At 64.9% G+C, this 19295-nt stretch carries 20 protein-coding genes; 6 read left to right on the forward strand and 14 right to left on the reverse strand.

All coding sequences use genetic code 11. The annotated features are described in order from the left end of the window. Nucleotides 1-103 precede the first annotated feature (103 nt). From ACT7B3_RS17085 to glnK, 3 genes are all read left to right on the forward strand, one after another. Nucleotides 104-442: a P-II family nitrogen regulator gene (locus ACT7B3_RS17085; protein WP_444678962.1), complete on the forward strand. Its 339-nt coding sequence runs from the start codon at nucleotides 104-106 to the stop codon at nucleotides 440-442. A 41-nt stretch (nucleotides 443-483) separates the two neighbouring features. Next, nucleotides 484-1809, forward strand: a complete 1326-nt coding sequence (locus ACT7B3_RS17090; RefSeq protein WP_445158759.1) for an ammonium transporter — start codon at nucleotides 484-486, stop codon at nucleotides 1807-1809. Between the two features lie 136 nt (nucleotides 1810-1945). Next, nucleotides 1946-2284, forward strand: a complete 339-nt coding sequence (gene glnK, locus ACT7B3_RS17095) for a P-II family nitrogen regulator (protein WP_444678960.1) — start codon at nucleotides 1946-1948, stop codon at nucleotides 2282-2284. A 93-nt stretch (nucleotides 2285-2377) separates the two neighbouring features. Here glnK and ACT7B3_RS17100 read toward each other — a convergent pair whose 3' ends face one another. Continuing rightward, the gene (locus tag ACT7B3_RS17100; protein ID WP_444678959.1) at nucleotides 2378-3154 is read right to left on the reverse strand and encodes a ferredoxin--NADP reductase; all 777 of its coding nucleotides are present in this window, start codon (nucleotides 3152-3154) and stop codon (nucleotides 2378-2380) included. 146 nt (nucleotides 3155-3300) lie between these two features. Here ACT7B3_RS17100 and ACT7B3_RS17105 point away from each other — a divergent pair, with 146 nt between their 5' ends. Next, complete coding sequence (locus tag ACT7B3_RS17105) at nucleotides 3301-4227, forward strand: LysR family transcriptional regulator (RefSeq protein ID WP_445158760.1); 927 nt, start codon at nucleotides 3301-3303, stop codon at nucleotides 4225-4227. A gap of 27 nt (nucleotides 4228-4254) precedes the next feature. Here ACT7B3_RS17105 and ACT7B3_RS17110 read toward each other — a convergent pair whose 3' ends face one another. From ACT7B3_RS17110 to phnD, 6 genes are all read right to left on the reverse strand, one after another. Further along, nucleotides 4255-6318 carry a methyl-accepting chemotaxis protein gene (locus ACT7B3_RS17110; RefSeq protein WP_445158761.1) on the reverse strand — a complete coding sequence of 688 codons (2064 nt, stop codon included), beginning with the start codon at nucleotides 6316-6318 and terminating at the stop codon, nucleotides 4255-4257. 94 nt (nucleotides 6319-6412) lie between these two features. Further along, nucleotides 6413-6841 (reverse strand): host attachment protein, encoded by a 429-nt coding sequence (locus tag ACT7B3_RS17115; RefSeq protein WP_444678956.1) that lies wholly within the window; start codon nucleotides 6839-6841, stop codon nucleotides 6413-6415. A gap of 108 nt (nucleotides 6842-6949) precedes the next feature. Beyond that, nucleotides 6950-7759, reverse strand: a complete 810-nt coding sequence (gene phnE, locus ACT7B3_RS17120) for a phosphonate ABC transporter, permease protein PhnE (RefSeq protein ID WP_445158762.1) — start codon at nucleotides 7757-7759, stop codon at nucleotides 6950-6952. Next, nucleotides 7753-8571: a phosphonate ABC transporter, permease protein PhnE gene (phnE, locus tag ACT7B3_RS17125; RefSeq protein ID WP_445158763.1), complete on the reverse strand. Its 819-nt coding sequence runs from the start codon at nucleotides 8569-8571 to the stop codon at nucleotides 7753-7755. Before phnE (ACT7B3_RS17125) ends, phnE (ACT7B3_RS17120) begins: the two co-directional genes overlap by 7 nt. Further along, nucleotides 8558-9364: a phosphonate ABC transporter ATP-binding protein gene (gene phnC / locus ACT7B3_RS17130; RefSeq protein ID WP_445158764.1), complete on the reverse strand. Its 807-nt coding sequence runs from the start codon at nucleotides 9362-9364 to the stop codon at nucleotides 8558-8560. The genes phnE (ACT7B3_RS17125) and phnC overlap by 14 nt, the downstream gene beginning before the upstream one ends. Before the next feature lie 70 nt (nucleotides 9365-9434). Next, the gene (phnD, locus tag ACT7B3_RS17135) at nucleotides 9435-10454 is read right to left on the reverse strand and encodes a phosphate/phosphite/phosphonate ABC transporter substrate-binding protein (protein WP_445158765.1); all 1020 of its coding nucleotides are present in this window, start codon (nucleotides 10452-10454) and stop codon (nucleotides 9435-9437) included. A 159-nt stretch (nucleotides 10455-10613) separates the two neighbouring features. Here phnD and ACT7B3_RS17140 point away from each other — a divergent pair, with 159 nt between their 5' ends. Both ACT7B3_RS17140 and ACT7B3_RS17145 read left to right on the forward strand, forming a co-directional pair. Then, nucleotides 10614-11198 (forward strand): histidine phosphatase family protein, encoded by a 585-nt coding sequence (locus ACT7B3_RS17140; protein ID WP_445158766.1) that lies wholly within the window; start codon nucleotides 10614-10616, stop codon nucleotides 11196-11198. 154 nt (nucleotides 11199-11352) lie between these two features. Then, on the forward strand, nucleotides 11353-11781 hold the full coding sequence (locus ACT7B3_RS17145) for a hypothetical protein (RefSeq protein WP_444678953.1): 429 nt from the start codon (nucleotides 11353-11355) through the stop codon (nucleotides 11779-11781). An 86-nt stretch (nucleotides 11782-11867) separates the two neighbouring features. On the opposite strand, the gene ACT7B3_RS17150 is transcribed toward ACT7B3_RS17145, so the two are convergent. From ACT7B3_RS17150 to ACT7B3_RS17180, 7 genes are all read right to left on the reverse strand, one after another. Next, nucleotides 11868-12596: an amino acid ABC transporter ATP-binding protein gene (locus tag ACT7B3_RS17150; protein ID WP_444679421.1), complete on the reverse strand. Its 729-nt coding sequence runs from the start codon at nucleotides 12594-12596 to the stop codon at nucleotides 11868-11870. Between the two features lie 79 nt (nucleotides 12597-12675). Beyond that, entirely contained in the window at nucleotides 12676-13776 is a 1101-nt protein-coding gene (locus tag ACT7B3_RS17155) for an amino acid ABC transporter permease (RefSeq protein ID WP_445158767.1), read from the reverse strand. A gap of 10 nt (nucleotides 13777-13786) precedes the next feature. Continuing rightward, nucleotides 13787-14977 (reverse strand): amino acid ABC transporter permease, encoded by a 1191-nt coding sequence (locus ACT7B3_RS17160; protein ID WP_444678952.1) that lies wholly within the window; start codon nucleotides 14975-14977, stop codon nucleotides 13787-13789. A gap of 112 nt (nucleotides 14978-15089) precedes the next feature. Next, nucleotides 15090-16115: an amino acid ABC transporter substrate-binding protein gene (locus ACT7B3_RS17165; RefSeq protein WP_445158768.1), complete on the reverse strand. Its 1026-nt coding sequence runs from the start codon at nucleotides 16113-16115 to the stop codon at nucleotides 15090-15092. A gap of 343 nt (nucleotides 16116-16458) precedes the next feature. After that, a complete protein-coding gene (ahpF, locus tag ACT7B3_RS17170) occupies nucleotides 16459-18015 on the reverse strand; it encodes an alkyl hydroperoxide reductase subunit F (protein WP_444678950.1) in 1557 nt (518 codons plus the stop codon). 166 nt (nucleotides 18016-18181) lie between these two features. Then, nucleotides 18182-18745: an alkyl hydroperoxide reductase subunit C gene (gene ahpC / locus ACT7B3_RS17175; protein ID WP_444678949.1), complete on the reverse strand. Its 564-nt coding sequence runs from the start codon at nucleotides 18743-18745 to the stop codon at nucleotides 18182-18184. Nucleotides 18746-18872: 127 nt separating this feature from the next. After that, the gene (locus ACT7B3_RS17180) at nucleotides 18873-19277 is read right to left on the reverse strand and encodes a ribonucleotide reductase subunit alpha (protein ID WP_444678948.1); all 405 of its coding nucleotides are present in this window, start codon (nucleotides 19275-19277) and stop codon (nucleotides 18873-18875) included. Nucleotides 19278-19295 lie beyond the last annotated feature (18 nt).

Raw genomic sequence — 19295 nt, forward strand, 5'->3', positions numbered from 1 at the left:
TGTCTTGAATAAAGTTTTTCTGATCATGGCATGGCATTCGCACAGCCAGGGTACACCGTACCCAGGCGGCATCCACGCCGCACGTTCCGCAGGGAGAAACGCGATGAAGCTCATCACTGCCATTATCAAGCCCTTCAAGCTCGACGACGTTCGTGAGGCGTTGGCCGACACCGGCGTACAGGGCATTACCGTCACCGAGGTGAAAGGCTTCGGACGCCAGAAAGGCCACACCGAGCTCTACCGTGGCGCCGAGTATGTGGTCGATTTCCTGCCCAAGGTGAAGGTCGAGGTAGCCGTGGATGACTCGCGTCTGGAGAGCGTGCTGGACGCGATCTGCAGCGCGGCCAACAGCGGCAAGATCGGCGACGGCAAGGTCTTCGTGACCCCGCTGGAAGACGTGATCCGCATTCGTACCGGCGAACGCGGCGCCGAGGCCGTGTAACAGTCCCCAGAAAAGCGCAATGACAAGAGTGGAGACCTGCCATGAATGAACTTGCCGAGTTGAGCTATGCGCTCGATACCTTCTATTTCCTGATGTGCGGCGTGCTGGTGATGTGGATGGCGGCCGGTTTCTCGATGCTCGAGGCCGGCCTGGTGCGTGCCAAGAACACCGCCGAGATTCTGACCAAGAACATCGCCCTGTTCGCCATCGCCTGCACCATGTACCTGCTGGTGGGCTATTACCTCATGTACTCCAGCAGCGAAGGCGGCCTGCTGCCGAGCCTCGGCTTCCTGATCGGCGGAGAGAACAGCGTGGCGGCGGTCACCGCCGGCGGTGAGGATGCGCCCTACTACTCCATGCGCGCCGACTACTTCTTCCAGGTGGTGTTCGTGGCCACCGCCATGTCGATCGTGTCCGGCGCCGTGGCCGAGCGCATGAAGCTGTGGGCCTTCCTCGCCTTCGCCGTCGTGATGACCGGTTTCATCTACCCGGTGTCAGGCTACTGGACCTGGGGTGAAGGCTGGCTGGATGCCATGGGCTTCTCCGACTTTGCCGGCTCCGGCATTGTGCACATGGCCGGCGCTTCAGCTGCCCTCGCCGGGGTGCTGGTGCTGGGTGCGCGCAAGGGCAAGTACGGCAAAGACGGCAGCATCCACGCCATTCCGGGCGCCAACCTGCCGCTGGCCACCCTGGGCACCTTCATCCTGTGGATGGGCTGGTTCGGCTTCAACGGTGGCTCGGAGCTGAAGGTATCCGACGTGGATTCCGCCAACAACGTGGCCCAGGTGCTGGTCAACACCAACGCCGCGGCGGCCGGCGGCGTGATCGCCGCGCTGATCCTGGCCAAGCTGTGGTTCCGCAAGGCCGACCTGACCATGTCCCTGAACGGCGCCCTGGCCGGCCTGGTCGCTATCACCGCCGAACCGCTGGCACCCACGGCGCTGGGCGCCACCCTGATCGGCGCCGTGGGCGGGGCCATCGTGGTGGTCTCCATCGTAGCGCTGGACAAGCTGAGAATCGACGACCCGGTCGGGGCCATCTCGGTGCACGGTGTCGTGGGACTGTGGGGGCTGCTGGCCGTGCCGCTGACCAACGCAGACGCCACCTTCGGTGCTCAGCTCATCGGCGCAGCGGCCATCTTCGCCTGGGTGTTCCTGGCCAGTCTCGCGGTATGGCTGATCCTCAAGGCGACCATGGGCGTACGGGTCAGCGCAGAGGAAGAGTACGAAGGGGTCGACCTCACCGAGTGCGGCATGGAAGCCTATCCCGAGTTCAGCATTTCCAAGGTCTATGGCGGCAGCGGCGGTCGTCCGCAGCCCGGCGGCTACGCCACCGCGGCACCGATCGGCCAGCCACGCCCCGAGTAACCGAAGGCAACCTATCAGGCTCCCTGCGGGGAGCCTTTTTTCTTCCTGCCATGGGCGGTGTATGCTTGAGACCAACCGATACCGAATGACCGGGGTGGCTGCCCCGCACCCGGCTCGACCATAAGGAAGACAAGCCATGAAACTGGTGACCGCCATCATCAAGCCGTTCAAGCTCGACGACGTTCGGGAATCGCTCTCGGAAATCGGCGTACAGGGCATCACCGTGACCGAGGTGAAGGGATTCGGCCGCCAGAAGGGCCATACCGAGCTCTACCGCGGCGCCGAATACGTGGTCGACTTCCTGCCCAAGGTGAAGGTGGAGATCGCCATCGACGACGACATGGCCGAACAGGTGATCGACGCCATTACCCAGGTCGCGAACACCGGAAAGATCGGCGACGGCAAGATCTTCATCACCCCGCTGGAGCAGGTCATCCGCATCCGCACCGGTGAAACCGGCAAGGATGCGGTGTAACCGCTAGTCAGGCAGGAGGAAAAAAACCACGACCGAGAGGCCGTGGTTTTTTTTAAGTTCGGCAAGCACCGAAACGTGAGCGAGCGTCCCTTATTACTTCTCGACGAAGGCCCGCTCGATGACGTAATCGCCGGGCTCGCCCATGCGCGGCGAGATGTTGAAGCCCAGGTCGTCCAGCAGGGCGCTGGTCTCGTCGAGCATCGCCGGGCTGCCGCAGATCATGGCGCGGTCCTGCTTGGGGTCCATCGGTGCGATGCCGGTGTCCTCGAACAGCTTGCCACTGCGAATGTGATCGGTGAGACGGCCCATGGTGTGGAACGCCTCGCGGGTCACGGTGGGGTAGTAGACCAGCTTCTCGCGGATCTCGTCGCCCAGGTATTCGTGAGCCGGCAGCTCCTGCTGGATGAAGTCGGCATAGGCCAGCTCGCTGACGCTGCGCACGCCGTGCACCAGGATCACCTTCTCGTAGCGCTCGTACACCTCCGGGTCCTGGATCAGGCTCATGAACGGTGCCAGGCCGGTGCCGGTGGAGAGGAAGTAGAGGTTGCGCCCCGGCAGCAGGTCGTCGGTGACCAGGGTGCCGGTGGGCTTGCGGCTGACCATGATCTGATCGCCCACCTTGAGGTGCTGCAGGCGCGAGGTCAGCGGACCGTCGGGCACCTTGATGCTGAAGAACTCGAGGTGATCCTCGTAGTTGGGACTGGCAATGGAGTAGGCCCGCATCAGCGGCTTGCCGTTCACTTCGAGGCCGATCATCACGAACTGGCCGTTCTTGAAGCGCAGGCTGCGCTCACGGGTGGTACGAAAGCTGAAGAGGGTATCGTTCCAGTGGTGGACGCTGAGAACTTCCTCTAATGCAAACTTGCTCATGCCGGCTCCTGTCTATTCCAATTTCGAATAACGCAAAGGGCAAATCGATTTGCTTGCATTATAAGAGCACAGGGTTTATCTGTTAATTGGATTGTATGGATGACCTTTATCCAGTCTACTGATATAGATCAACAACGAGCCGTTTGATGCACTTCACCCTGCGCCAACTCGAGGTTTTCGTCGCGGTCGCCCAGCATGAAAGCGTCTCGCGTGCCGCTCGGGCACTCTCGCTCTCCCAGTCGGCGACTAGCACCGCCCTGGCCGAACTGGAACGCCAGTTCGACTGCCAGCTGCTCGACCGCGTGGGCAAGCGGCTGCGGCTCAACGCGCTGGGCTTTCAGCTGCTGCCGAAGGCCGTGGCGTTGCTCGACCGGGCCGAGGAGATCGAGGAGCTGTTGCACGGCCAGCAGGGCATCGGCTCGCTCGACGTGGGCGCCACCCTGACCATCGGCAACTACCTGGCCACCCTACTGATCAGCGACTTCATGCAGCGCCACCCCGGCAGCCGGGTACGCCTCTCGGTGCGCAACACGCGGGAGATCGTCGAGCGCGTGCGACACCATGAGCTCGACCTGGGGCTGATCGAAGGGCACTGCGAGGAGGAGGACGTGATCACCCAGCCGTGGGTGGAGGACGAGCTGGCGGTATTCTGCTCGCCGCGCCACCCCCTGGCCGGCCAGGGTCCGGTGGAGCTCGAGCGCCTGCTGCGCGAGGCGTGGATCATGCGCGAACGGGGCTCGGGCACGCGCCTGACGCTCGAGCAGGCCGCCCGCCACCGCCGTGGCCGCTTCAACACCCTGCTGGAGCTGGAGCACACGGAGGGCATCAAGCGGGCGGTGGAGTCGGGGCTGGGCATCGGCTGCGTGTCGAAGCTGGCGCTGCGCGACGCCTTCCGCCGCGGCAGCCTGGTGCCGATTCCCACGCCGGAGCTTGATCTGAGCCGCCAGTTCGCCTTCATCTGGCACCGCCACAAGTACCTGGCCACCGGCATGCGCGAGTTCCTGCGCCTGTGCCGACAGATGACCGAGGGCGTGCGGCGCAGCGACCAGATCGACCTGCCGCCGGTGTCCTGACCCTCTCGTCTCCAGGGCCGGCTCACGTCAGCGATCGCGCAGGCGGAAGCCGCCGACGACCCGGGCCAGGCGGTCGGCCTGCTCGCTGAGCTGCTCGGCGGCGGTGGTCGACTCCTCGACCAGCGCAGCATTCTGCTGGATGGTGCGGTCGAGGTCGGCCACCGCCACGCTGACCTGGCCGATGCCGTCGCTCTGCTCGCCCGCGGCCATGCTGATCTCGCCGAGCATGCTGGCCACTCGGTTCACGCTGACCACCAGCTCCTCCATGCTGGCGCCTGCCCGGCTCACCAGTTCGGCACCAGCCGCGACCCGCTGGGTCGAGGCATCGATCAGGCTGCGTATATCGCGCGAGGCCTCGGCGCTGCGGGTGGCCAGCTGGCGCACCTCGCCGGCGACCACGGCAAAGCCGCGGCCGTGCTCGCCGGCCCGCGCCGCCTCGACGGAGGCGTTGAGCGCCAGCAGGTTGGTCTGGAAGGCGATGCCGTCGATGACCTTGACGATCTCACCGATCTTCTCTGAGGAGCGACTGATTTCGTCCATGGTCGCCACCACCTGGCCGACCGTGTCGCCGGAGCGCTGGGCGACCTCGGCGGCCGACTTCGACAGGCCATTGGCCTCCCGCGAGGAGGCCGAGGTGTGCTCCACGGTGGCCGAGATCTGCTCCATGGAGGCGGAGGTCTGCTGCAGGCTGGCGGCCGACTGCTCGGTGCGCCGCGACAGGTCCTCGCCGCCGCTGGCGATCTCGCTGGCCGCTATACGTACCGATTCGCTGCTGGCGCGCACGTCGAGCAGCACGTCGTGGATCTTGTCGACGAAGGCATTGAACTGGATGGCAAGCTCGGCGCTCTCGTCGCGCCCACGTACCGGCAGGCGCTGGGTCAGGTCACCGTCGCCGGAGGCGATGTCACGCATGCGGTCGGCCAACAGCCGCAGCGGGCGCGACACGCGGGTGCCGACCCACCACAGGGCGGCGAGCCCCAACGCCGTCAACAGCAGGCCGACCAGGGTCATGCCTAGGGTATCGGCCCGGCGCTGCTCGTTCATCATTGTCTGCAGCGCCGTGAGCTCTGCCATCACTGCCGCTTCAGGCAGCCGGATTATCAGCGTCCAGGGCTGCTCGCTGGCACCAATGGTGAACGGCTGGTAGCGCTCCAGCATGCCGTCCCGGGTCAGGCTCACGCTGCTGCCCTCGCGGCGTGCCCGCTCGGTGGCCTGCAGCACCTCACTGCCGAAGGCCTCGCCCGCCGCGGTACCGAGCCGCTCGGCATCGGCGGTGTGCGCGACCAGGCCGCCGCCACCCGCCACCAGGGCCATCTCGCCCGCGCCGTCGTAGAGGGCGGCGTTGGCCTGCAGCAGCAGTTCCTGGATGAAGCCGACGGCAAGGTCGACCCCAGCCACGCCGCGAAACGCACCCTCGACCAGGATCGGCACGTTGAACGAGGTCACCATCAAGGTCTCGCCGCCGAAGTCGTAGGGCGCGGGGTCGATGACGCAGGGCGCGAGCGTCTCGCGCGGACACAGGTAGTACTCGCCTTGGCGCACGCCGCTGCCGATCAGCGCCGTGCTTTCCATGTCATCGCCCAGCGGCAGCACTTCGACGCTGCCCGCCTCGGTGCGATACCACCAGGGCATGAAGCGCCCCGTACCGTCGTACCCGTCGGCCTCGCCGAGATCGGCATACAGGGCGTCTTGGCCGAAGGCATCGGGCTCCCAGCCGATGTAGGCATCCAGCAGCGAGGGGTGCTGTACTACCATGTCACGCACCAGGTTGGAGAGTTCGCGCCGACTCAGGCTGAGCGCGCTGCGGCCGCTGGCATCCTGCCGGCCCATCAGCGCATTGGTATGGGCCAGCTGGGTCGCCAGGGCCAGCGCATGTTCGAGCTCATTGCGGATACGCCCGGCTTCAGCATCCGCCAGCACCGCCAGGCGCTCGTCGATGGCGCGCTCCGCCAAGTCGTGGGTATGAGTCTCAACGGCCTGCTGGGTCCGCGCCGAAGAGAAAAGGCCGTAGGCAACCAGAGTGACGACCACCGCCAGCAGGCAGGGTCCTGCCAGCAGGATGACGAACTGGCGGATCGAGGTAAGGGACATGAGGCGCTCTCGCTGATGGGGGCATGGCAGCGAAAAGAGTTCCGCTTGCTTGCCTGGTTTATCGGCAAGAGCGCCTGGCGCTTGAGACGGCGCCTCAGCGCATGTCGCTGATCGCCTCCTGGATAGTATCCACCGGCGCCTTTGACAGGTCCTTGTCCAGGGTATGGATGATCAGCTTGCTGGTCGGCCCGTCGATCTTGTCGCGCAGTACGCCCAGGAAGCGGGGCGCCGCGACCAGAATGAGCTTGTCCATGCGGTTGTCGACCCGGGCCTTGTAGATGCGTTCGGCGATCTGCTTGGCGAAAATCTCCGCCTCGCGGTCCAGTGCGACGCTGTCGCCCCGACTCGCACGCCGCGTGTGCGAAGTCGATTCGTCGACCGCCCCCGTCTCGCCGGTGACCAGATCTCCCTCGTGCAGGCGCCCTTCGGCGTGAATCAGGCTCTCCTTCTCCTCCAGCTTGAGCGCATCCCGGGTGAAGATCCGCGCCCGCGCCGCATCGGCCACCACGATATAGGTTGTCATAGCCTCTCCTTAGTGTCGCTTTCTGGGGTCGGTTGAAGCAAAAGCCCGCCATCCGGTTGCAGGCTTTCTGCCTTCAACATGGCAATCAGACCCTTCAGGGTCAACCGACTAAAGCACCTTGCTGCGCAGCAGGCTGGTGAGCGCCTCGCCGATCAGCACCAGCACAACGATGGCGATCAGGATGGTGGCCACGGTAGGCCAGGCGAAGGTGTCAATCGCCCCTTGCAGGATCACCCCGATGCCGCCGGCGCCGACCAGGCCGAGCACCGTCGACTCGCGGATGTTGATGTCCCAGCGCAGGATGACGATGGCGAAGAAGGCCGGCATCACCTGAGGCACGATAGCGTAGGCGATCACCTTGGCCTTGGAGGCACCGGTGGCCTCCATGGCTTCCACCGGGCGGCGGTCGATCTCCTCGATCGCCTCGCCCATCAGCTTGCCGATGAAACCGATGGAGCGGAACATGATGGCAAGTATCCCGGCCAGCACGCCGGGACCGAAGATCGCCACGAACAGCAGCGCCCAGATGATGGTATTGACCGAGCGGCTGGCGACCAGGATAAAGCGCCCCAGCCACAGGCAGGCGCGGTTGGGGGTGGTGTTCTGCGCGGCGATGTAGGAAACCGGCAGGGCGATGAAGATCGTCAGCAGCGTGGCGAGCGTCGCGATGTGCACCGTCTCGATCAGCGCATTGGTGATACGCGCCAGCCCAGTGGGGTCGGGGGGCCACATGCGTGCGCCCAGGCTCGAGATCTGGTTGGGCGCATCCCACACCCAGGGCCAGAAGATATCGATGTCGCTGACCGCCCAGTACACCACCATCACGCTGAACAGCAGCACGGCGAAGCGGATCAGGCGCTGCTTGCGGTCGTAGCGCTGCCAGACGCGGCCGGCGATCAGGCTGGCTTGGTCTACCATATCTTCTTCCTCACCCAGCCGCTGATGCCTTCGCTGATCAGGATCACCGCGATGATGATCAACAGGATGGCGAAGGCGAAATCGTAGTCGTAGCGGCCGAAGGCGTTCATCAGCGTGCCGCCGATGCCGCCGGCGCCCACGATGCCCACCACCGCCGAGGCGCGCAGGTTGCTGTCGAGCTGGTACATCGAGAGCCCTACCTGGCGCGGCAGGATCTGCGGAAAGACGGCGTAGAACAGCGTGGCCAGGTAGCCGGCCCCGGCCGCCTTCATCGCCTCGACCTGCCCCCAGTCGATCTCCTCGATCTCCTCCGCCAGCAGCTTGCCGACGAAGCCGATCGAATAGAGCGTCAGGGTGAGGATGCCGGCCAGCGGGCCGAAGCCCACCGCCGCGACGAACAGGATGGCGACAATCACTGGGTGGAAGCTGCGCGAGACGATGATCACCGCCCGCCCGAGCAGATAGATGGGCTTGGGCGCGACGTTCTTGGCCGCCATCACGGCGAAGGGGATCGACAGCGCCACTCCCAGCAGGGTGGCCAGGATGGCGATCTGGAAGCTCTCCTTGAAACCGGTGAAGAGCAGCCCCCAGCGCTCGAAGCTGGGCGGAAAGCCACCGCCGAAGATACGTGCGGCGCGCGGCAGGCCCTCGCTGATGCGCGCCCAGTTGAACGGCAGCGAGCCGAAGGCCCACACCAGATAGGCGATGACCAGGATCCACAGCCCGTAGCGCAGCACCGGGTTGGCAATGAAGGGCGGCTTGCGCCAGGTCCGGGGCACCGGAACGCTGCCGGGAGTGTCAGGTCGAGTCATGGGCTACCCCACGCGCTTCCTGCCCCGGCTCCACGCCGATCTCGTCGTCAGCCGCCTCGATACCGCCATAGATGGCGTCGAGCGCCTGCTTGTCGAATTCCGCCGGCGTCCCGTCGAAGATCATCCGGCCGTGGCGCAGCCCGACAATGCGTTCGGTGTAGGTCTTGGCCTGGGCCACGTTGTGGATATTGATCAACACCGGCAGCGACAGCTCGCTGGCCAGGCTCTGCAGCAGCTTCATGATCTGCTCGGAAGTGCGCGGATCGAGCGACGCCGTGGGCTCGTCGGCGAGCAGGATCTCCGGCTCCTGCATCAGCGCTCGCACCACGCCGACGCGCTGGCGCTCGCCGCCAGAGAGCGCATCGGCACGCTTGTTGGCATAGTGGGCAATGCCCACCCGCTCCATCAGGGAGAAGGCGCGCTCGATGTCGGCCTGCGGATAGCGCCGGGTGATCGCCTGGTATAGGTTGACGTAGCCGAGCCTTCCGGCCAGCACGTTTTCCATCACCGTCAGCCGGTCGATCAGGTTGAAGCCCTGGAAGACCATGCCGATCTTGCGCCGGGCGCGGCGCAACTCGCGCCCTTTCAGGTTGACCAGTTCGATGCCATTGAGCTTGATCGAGCCCGAGGTCGGCTCCACCAGGCGGTTGATACAGCGCAGCATGGTGCTCTTGCCGGCCCCCGAGGCACCGACGATGGAGACCACGCTGCTGCCTTCCACCACCAGGTTCAGCTCCTTCAGCACCGGCTCATCCCGGCCGTAGCGCTTGACCAGCTTCGAAATTTCGAGCATCCCTCCACCTCACTCAGCACGAGACAGGAGCGCCCCCGGCGTGGCCGGGGGCGCCGGCGGATTCGCCAGGTTATTCCTGCTCCAGGTCCTCGCGGGTGTAGCGCACGTTGTTGGCGGCCTGGATGGTGCGGATGACTTCCCAGTGTTCCTGGTAGTTGATGGGAATGAACTTCTCGACGCCCTCGAACTCCTCGCCCAGCGCCGTGCCCGCAAAGTCGAAGCTGAAGAAGGCCTCCTCGATCTTCTCGACCAGATCCGGATGCAGGTTGTGGGCATAGTTGTAGGAGGTCGTGGGGAAGCGGTCCGACTCATAGATCAAGCGCACCTCCTCCTCGTCGTAGAGGCCGCGGGCAGCCATGCGCTCAACCACCTCGGAGGCCACCGGCGCAGCGTCGTAGTCGCGTGCCACCACGCCCAGCATCGACTGGTCATGGCTGCCGGAGTAGACCACCTCGTAGTCTTCATCGGGCACGATGCCAAGCTCCGGGAACAGCGCCCGCGGCGCCAGGTTGCCCGAATTGGAGGTGGGCGAGGTGTGGGCGACGCGCTTGCCGCGCAGGTCGTCCATCTCTTCAATGTCGGAGTCGACGTGGGTGAAGACCTGCAGGGTGTAACCGAACTGGCCGTCGTCGGAGCCCATCAGCGCAAACGGCACGGCGCCCGCCAGGTTGACGGCGAACGGCGTCGGCCCGGTGGAGAAACCCGCAATGTGCAGCCTGCCGCTGCGCATGGCCTCGACCTGGGCCGAGTTGGACTGCACGGCAAAGAAGCGCACGTTGCGGCCGGTCACCTCTTCAAGGTGGTCGATGAACGGCTGCCAGATATCGGAGTAGATCGCCGGATCCTCGACCGGGGTATAGGCGAAGATCAGGGTGTTGGGGTTGGCCCACTGGGACTCGTCGGCAGGGCGGTCGGCGACCATGTCGCCATCCTCGTCGCAGTAGAGCGTATCCAGGTCCCCCCGCGGGCAGTCGGCCTGGGCCAGCGCAGGCAACGCCAGGGCCAGCGGCAGCAGGGTAGCAAAGGCCAGGGTGGAAAGCGGGTTTTTGGAGCACGGGCGGAAAGCGGAGGAGCAGGTGTGCACGGTCATGGCGTCTCTCACTTACGTTGTTGTTTTATAGGGTATTGCTGGGCCCAGGACAGGCGGCCATCTATCGAGAACGCTGTAGAAACGATCGAATACGAACTCCTTGTCGTATCGATGCTCACAAACGAAACTAAAGCTCACTCTAGGTAGTAGGGCGAGAGCATGTCAAACCCCATTCACACCGCCCCGGTGTACCACAATCGCTATCTGCTGATGCGGCACGGCCACAGCGAGGCCAATGCCCGGCACCTCATCATCAGCACGCCGGCCAACGGCTTGGCGGGCTTCGGGCTTTCGCCCCTGGGTCACGGGCAGCTCGACGCCCTGCTCGACAACTGGCGCTGGCCCACGCCCACCCGCATCCTCCACTCCGATTTCCTGCGCACCACCGAGACCGCAGCACGCATCGCCGATGGCTTCCAGCTCGCCTTGCAGCCCGAGCCCAGGTTACGCGAACGCCACTTCGGTGAACTAGAGGGCCAGGCCGACGACAACTATCCACGCGTCTGGGCCCATGACGCCGACAGCGCCGAACACGGCGCCTATGGCGTGGAGAGCGTCGCCAGCGTGGCGGCCCGCATGCAGGGAGTCATCGCTTCGCTGGAAAACGCGCTGCATGGCGAGACCATCCTGCTGGTGAGTCACGGCGACCCCCTGCAGATACTGCTGACCGCCCTGGAGGGCCGGCTGCTGACCCAGCATCGTGCCCGTGAACCGCTGTTGCCGGCAAGCATCACCGCGCTGTAACCGCTCAGCACGGCAGGAATCTCGTCAGGCGCCTGGCAGCGATAGGCACTGTGCAGCGAATGAAAATACGTTACTATTCAGCAGGTACTGACGAACACTTTTGCCATGGAGGCAAGCGCATTCCAGCTTCTGCTGTGTTCAGGGAGGATTGACGATGCCACGATTCCTGATGTCCCAGCGTTCACCCGGCGTACGACGGGCCGTTCATCTGGCGTTACAGCTCGGCCTGCTGGCGGCTGCCGCTTCCTGGGGGCTTCCCCGGTCGCCCTGGCTGGGCGGCAGCGGCTGGGCCACCGCCTGGCCAAGCGCCGCCTTGTCGTTGGCCGTTTGGCTGGCGCTGGCCATGTGCCTCTACGCACTTGTCGAGTTCTGCCTTTCTCCCCGAGAACGCCCCGAGCAACGCGCGGGCTTCACACCTGAAGAGATGATCACGCGCTCCTTCGAACGGCGCCCCGCCGTTCACAGTGAAGAGGACGCCTGGACCAGCACAGCGCGCGAAGTGGAAACGGAACCCAGCGTGCTGGGCAAGGCGCGAGTCATGCGCCCGGCAAAGCCGCTGCGCCCTCAAAACAGTTCGGCTTGAACGCGCAGCGCCCTCACCCGTCTCCCGACCATCCCCCGCTGCCCGCCGCTTCGCTAACGCGAGGAGGCGGGCGCTGACGGCATCGCTCAATGACCGAGGATCTGGCTCAGGAAGAGCTGGGTGCGCTCGGACTGTGGGTTGTTGAAGAAGGGTTCCGGCGCGTTCTCCTCGATGATCTGGCCCTGGTCCATGAAGATCACCCGGTCGGCCACGGTCTTGGCGAAGCCCATCTCGTGGGTCACGCAGAGCATGGTCATCCCCTCGCGGGCCAGCTCGATCATGACGTCGAGCACCTCCTTGATCATCTCGGGGTCCAGCGCCGAGGTCGGCTCGTCGAACAGCATCACCTCAGGATGCATGCACAGCGAGCGGGCAATGGCCACCCGCTGCTGCTGGCCGCCGGAGAGCTGCCCCGGATACTTGCGCGCCTGTTCGGCGATGCGCACCCGCTCCAGGTACTTCATGGCCTGGGCCTCGGCCTCGCGGCGCGGCTTCTTCTGCACCCACATCGGCGCCAGGCAGCAGTTTTCCAACACCGTCAGGTGCGGGAAAAGGTTGAAGTGCTGGAACACCATGCCCACGCTGCGGCGGATCTGCTCGATGCGCTTGACGTCCTGGGTCAGCGGTATGCCGCCGACCACGATCTGCCCCTGTTGATGCTCCTCGAGATGGTTGATGCAGCGGATCAGCGTCGACTTGCCGGAGCCCGACGGGCCGCAGATCACGATCCGCTCGCCGCGCCGCACTTCCAGGTCGATGTCGCGCAGCACGTGGAACTCACCGTACCACTTGTTGACGCCGCGCATCTCGACCATCAGGGTCTCGGTGCCGGCCTTGGCTTGGGTTGCCTGGTCATTCATTGTCGTCTTTCCTCGATTCGGTTGGCGCCGCTGGCTACCGCTTGTGGCCGGTGTTCAGTTTCTTCTCCAGATACTGGCTATAGCGCGACATGCTGAAGCAAAAGATCCAGAACATGAACGCGGCGAAGACATAGCCTTCCAGGGCGAACCCGAGCCAGCGCGAATCCGACAGCGCAGCCTGCACGATGCCCAGCAGGTCGAATAGCCCGATGATCATCACCAGGGTGGTGTCCTTGAACAGCGAGATGAAGGTGTTGACGATGCCGGGGATCATCATCTTCAGGGCCTGGGGCATCACGATCAGCCCCATACGCATCCAGTAGCTCATGCCGAGTGCCGCGGCAGCCTCCTCCTGGCCCTTCGGGATCGCCTGCAGGCCACCGCGTATGACCTCGGCCATGTAGGCGCTCTGGAACAGCGTGATGCCGATCAGCGCCCGCACCAGGCGGTCGACGCTCACCCCGGTCGGCAGGAACAGCGGCAGCATGACCGAGGCCATGAACAGGATCGTGATCAGCGGTACGCCGCGCCAGAACTCGATGAACACCACGCAGAAGCTCTTGACGATGGGCATCTGCGAGCGCCTCCCCAGGGCCAGCAGGATACCCAGCGGCAGTGCCGCCACCATGCCCACCACCGCCAGGATCAGGGTCAGCATCAGCCCGCCCCAGCGGTGAGTTTCCACCACCCGCAGGCCGAAATAGCCGCCGTAGAGCATGACGTAGGCGAACACCGGGAACACCAGCAGCGTGGCGATGGCCACCCAGCGCTTGAAGGGCAGCCGGGGGATGGCCAGCCAGGCGATCAGCACCGCGAAGGACGCGAATACGGTGTCGACGCGCCACAGCTCGGTGCGCGGGTAGAGTCCGTAGATGAACTGGGTCAGGCGGGCGTTGACGAACACCCAGCAGGCCCCCTCCCGCGAGCAGTCGTCGCGGCTGGTGCCCACCCAGTCGGCGTTGATGAAGGCCCACTGGATCGTCGGGGTCAGCAGCACATACAGCAGGTAGAGCCCCAGCAGGGTGAAGACCGTGTTGATCGGCCCGCTGAACAGGTTGGCCCGCAGCCAGGCCAGCGGCCCCACCGTGTTCTTCGGTGCCGGGCGCGCCTCGATCATCTTGGGTTGGATTGTCATGGCGCTTCTCCTAGCGTTCCACCAGCGCCACGCGGGCGTTGAACCAGTTCATGAACATCGACACCAGCAGGCTGATGGTCAGGTAGACCGCCATGGTCATGGCGATCACCTCGATCGCCTGCCCGGTCTGGTTGAGCGTGGTGCCGGCGAACACCGAGACCAGGTCGGGATAGCCGATGGCCGTGGCCAGCGAGGAGTTCTTGATCAGGTTGAGGTACTGGCTGGTCAGCGGCGGGATGATCACGCGCAGCGCCTGGGGAATCACCACCAGCCGCAGTACCAGACCTTGGGGCAGGCTCAGCGCCTGGGCCGCCTCGGTCTGCCCATGGGGAATGGCCTGGATGCCTGAGCGCACGATCTCGGCGATGAACGACGCCGTGTAAATCGACAGCGCCAGCCATAGCGCCAGGAACTCGGGGATGACGGTGATCCCGCCGCGGAAGTTGAAGCCACGCAGCTCCGGCACGTCCCAGGTGATCGGCACCCCGGTGGCCAGCAGCACCAGCAGCGGCAGGCCCAGGATCAGGCCCAGCGAGATCCAGCCGGCCGGCAGCCGCTTGCCGGTGGCTTCATGGCGCCGCTTGTTCCAGATCGTCAGCACGATGCTGGCGACCACGGCCACCCCCAAGGCCAGCGGGATCATGCCGAAACCCGACTCGAATAGCGGCTCGGGCAGGTAGAGCCCGCGCACGTTGAGGAAGATCACCTCGCCCAGCGAGTAGCTGTCGCGTGCCGATGGCAGGGTGCGCAGCACGGCGAAGTACCAGAAGAAGATCTGCAGCAGCAGCGGTATGTTGCGGAAGATCTCGATGTAGCCGCTGGCCAGCCGGGCGATCAGCCAGTTGGGCGAGAGCCGGGCGATGCCCACGGTGAAGCCGATAACGGTGGCGGCCACCACGCCGAGAGCGGAGACAAGCAGCGTGTTGAGCAGGCCCACCACGAAGGTACGCCCGTAGGTGCTCTGCGACGAGTAGTCGATTAGGCTCTGGACGATGCCGAAGCCAGCAGTATTATTCAAGAAGCCGAAGCCGGTGGTGATGCCTCGGGCGGCCAGGTTGGCCTGGGTGTTGCCGATGATGTACACCAGGAAGGCGGCCACCGCGAGGATCAGCAACACCTGGAAAATCAGCGCACGTTTGGCACGATCACGCCAGAACGGCGGCTTGGGGCCGATGGAGTGGGCCTTGGGTCGAACGGACATGGACAAGCTCTCCGCCTGGATCCGTCAAGCAGGTGATCAGGCACCCGGCCCGGGGTTGCCGGGCCGGGGCACTAACGGTTCAGGGCGCCGACGTGGCGCCCTGGCGGTAGGCTCAGCGGATCGGCGGAGCGTACTGAATGCCGCCTTCGGTCCACAGGGCGTTGATGCCGCGTTCGATTTCAAGCGGCGACCCCATGCCGACGTTGCGCTCGAAGCTCTCGCCGTAGTTACCGACCTGGCTGATGATGTTGTAGGCCCAGTCGGCGGAGAGGCCCATACCTTCGCCGTAGTTGCCGTCACGTCCCAGCAGGCGGGCGATGTCCGGGTCATCAGACTCGAGCATCTCGTCGACGTTGTCCTGGGTGATGCCCATCTCCTCGGCGTTGAGCATGGCGAACAGCGACCACTTGACGATGTTGAACCACTGGTCGTCGCCCTGGCGTACCACCGGGCCCAGCGGCTCCTTGGAGATGACTTCCGGCAGGATCACGGACTGATCCGGATCGGAGAGCTGAATGCGCAGCGCCGCCAGCTGGGAGGTATCGGAGGTCAGCACGTCGCAGCGACCGGCCTCGTAGCCGCCCACAGTCTGCTCGGAGGTGTCGAAGACGATGGGGTCGAACGTCATGCCGTTGGCGCGGAAGTAGTCGGCCACGTTGAGTTCGGTGGTGGTGCCGGACTGTACGCAGATCGCCGCACCGTCGAGATCCTTGGCGCTGGAGACGCCGAGATCGCGGTTGATCATGAAGCCGATGCCGTCGTAGAAGGTCACGCCGGTGAAGTTCAGGCCCAGGGTGGTGTCACGCGTGGTGGTCCAGGTGGTATTGCGCGACAGCACGTCGACCTCGCCGGACTGCAGCGCGGTGAAGCGCTCTACCGCGTTCAACGAGATGTAGCGTACGGCCTCGGCATCGCCGAATACCGCTGCGGCCACGGCACGGCAGACGTCGACGTCCAGCCCCTGCCATTCGCCCTGATCATCGGGCGCGGAGAAGCCCGGCAGGCCGTCGCTGACACCGCACTGCACCGCGCCGCGATTGCGGGTTTCGTCGAGCGTAGAGGCCTGGGCGGTCGTGGCGGCGCCCAGCAACAGCGCACCGGTAGCAGCCAGCAGGACAACATTGTTCTTCTTCAGCATCAGGTTTTCCCTCGTTGACGAGTGTTTATTGTGACTTGTGGGGTCATGCAGGAGTCCGTGCCGCTTTTCCTGCGTACGTCCAGACACTAGCAAAGTTCGTTCCACTAGGGCGAGATGGCAGTGCCACACACTTTTTCAACGTAATTCGATAAGAAATCTTGCCGAAACGCGAAGAATTGAGCAAAACGCTCAGCGGGCGTGCCAAGCCCCATGCCCCGCCGGAGTGCAGTGCGCGCCACCCTTCCCCGGCATGGTGCAGGCTGCCCGACGACCCACACGCCGACGCCCCGGCAGGAAGCCTGCCGGGGCGTCGGGTACCAGGCCGGGCAACGCCGGCCAAGTATCAGCTGCGGATAAGGTAGTCGAACGCGCCCAGCGCCGCCTTCGAGCCTTCGCCCATGGCGATGATGATCTGCTTGTAGGGCACGGTGGTGACGTCGCCGGCGGCGAAGATACCGGGCACCGAAGTCATGCCGCGCGCGTCGGTGACAATCTCGCCACGCTCCGACAGCTCGATGGAAGAGTCGGTCAGCCACTCGGTGTTGGGCACCAGGCCGATCTGCACGAAGATGCCTTCCAGCTCGAGCCGCTTGATCTCGCCGCTGGCCCGCTCTTCGTAGCTCAAACCGTTGACCCGGGTGCCGTCGCCGTTCACCTCGGTGGTGCGGGCGCCGAGGATGATCTCGACGTTGGACAGGCTGCGCAACTTCTTCTGCAGCACGGCGTCGGCGCGCATCTCGTCCATGAACTCGATCAGCGTCACGTGGCCGACGATGCCGGCCAGGTCGATGGCCGCCTCGACGCCGGAGTTGCCGCCGCCGATCACCGCCACGCGCTTGCCCTTGAACAGCGGGCCGTCGCAGTGGGGGCAGTAGGCCACGCCCTTGTTGCGGTACTCGGCTTCGCCGGGCACGTTCATCTCGCGCCAGCGGGCGCCGGTAGAGAGAATCAGCGTCTTGCTCTTTAGGCGCGCGCCGGATTCGAACTCCACCTCGTGCTCGCCGCCCTGGTCGGCGGCCGGAATCAGCTTCACGGCGCGCTGCAGGTTCATGATGTCGGCTTCATATTCCGTGACGTGCTGCTCGAGCGCCGCGGCCAGCTTGGGGCCTTCGGTGTAGGGCACCGAGATAAAGTTCTCGATTGCCATGGTATCGAGCACCTGGCCGCCGAAGCGCTCGGCCGCCACGCCGGTGCGGATGCCCTTGCGCGCGGCGTAGATGGCCGCCGCAGCGCCGGCCGGGCCGCCGCCCACCACCAGCACGTCGAACGGGTCCTTCTCGTTGAGCTTGGCCGCCTCGCGCTGGGCAGCGCCGGTGTCGACCTTGGCCAGGATCTGCTCCAGGCTCATGCGCCCCTGGTCGAAGGGCTCGCCATTGAGGTAGATGCTCGGCACCGACATGATCTGGCGCGCTTCCACCTCATCCTGGAACAGCGCGCCGTCGATGGCGACGTGGCGCACGCCCGGGTTGAAGATGGCCATCAGGTTGAGCGCCTGCACCACGTCGGGGCAGTTCTGGCACGACAGCGAGTAGTAGGTCTCGAAATGGAACTCCCCGTCGAGCGCCTTGATTTGCGACAGGGTATCGTCGCTGACCTTGGGCGGGTGGCCGCCGACCTGCAGCAGCGCCAGCACCAGCGAGGTGAACTCGTGGCCCATGGGGATGCCGGCGAAGACCACGCCGGTCTCCTCACCGGGGCGATTGAGCGCGAACGAGGGCTTGCGCGCATCCTCGCCATCCAGGCGCAGGGTGATCCGCTCGCTGAGGCTGGCGATGTCCTTCAGCAGGCCGTGAAGTTCCTTGGATTTCGCGCCGTCATCGAGGGATGCGACGATCTCGAACGGCTGCGTGACCTTCTGCAGGTAAGCTTTGAGCTGATTTTTCAGATTGTCGTCCAACATGACGGCGGGTTCCTTTCATGTCTGGCAAGAACGATGGCAAGCGACCGCCTCGGCGCGAAGTCCGCACAGGCAGCGCTTGCACATTTCGAAAGAGGGCCCGGGCAGGAGCTGCCCGGGCGGGGACTCGCACGAGGTCAGGGGGTAGCCTCGTGGGTCGCAGGATCGCTTAGATCTTGCCGACCAGGTCCAGGGAAGGCGCGAGGGTCTGTTCGCCTTCCTTCCACTTGGCAGGGCAGACTTCGTTCGGGTTGTTGCGGACGTACTGGGCGGCCTTCAGCTTGCGCAGGGTCTCGGTGACGTCGCGGGCGATGGCGTTGTCATGGATCTCCAGGGTCTTGATCACGCCGTCCGGGTCGATCACGAAGGTGCCGCGCAGGGCCAGACCGGCTTCCTCGATGTGCACACCGAAGGCACGGGTCAGCTGGTGGGTCGGGTCGCCGACCAGCGGGAACTTGGCCTTACCCACTGCCGGTGAGGTCTCGTGCCACACCTTGTGCGAGAAGTGGGTGTCGGTGGTGACGATATAGACTTCGGCACCGGCCTTCTTGAACTCTTCGTAATGGTCAGCGGCGTCCTCGACTTCGGTCGGACAGTTGAAGGTGAACGCGGCCGGCATGAAGATCACCACGGACCACTGGCCCTTCATGTCTTCGTTGGAAACTTCGACGAACTCGCCGTTATGGAACGCAGTGGCCTTGAACGGCTGGACTTCGGTGTTGATCAGGGACATTCAGTAATGCTCCATGTCGAATGAGTGTTGATCCAGATAACGACGCCTATCCTATCCACCTTCGTCGATAGGCGAAAATTGAAAGCAGCCATGGTTTTGATAACCCTTGCCTATGGCTGCCACCTTCTCATTGGAAGGACACCGCCTCGCCCTGGCGGTCCAACGCCAGGAAGTTGGTGATGTTGCCCATCTGCAGCGATTCGACCATGCGCTGCAGCTGACGCTCCGTCTCGTTCTCATCGGGCGTCTGGCCGCCATGCCCCGAGAGAGCCGCCACGAAGACGATATCCCACTCGATGTCGGTGCGCCGCGACTCCTCCACCAGCGCCGCCATGTCGCTAAGTTCCTCGGGCACCTTGTCGACGCACAGCACCGGCGTCAGCACGCCGCCCTCGCCCTGCTCGAAACGCTGCCGCTGCGCCTCGGTGGGATTTTCCGGCAGCTCGGCGCGGGTGAAAACGAACAGCAGCCGCTGCGGCTCGGGCTGGCGCCGCGCCTCGTCAAGCAGATCGGCAAAACGGGAAATGGCCAAGACGTCCTCCAGAAATCG

It is taken from the genome of Halomonas sp. E14, assembly GCF_052568415.1.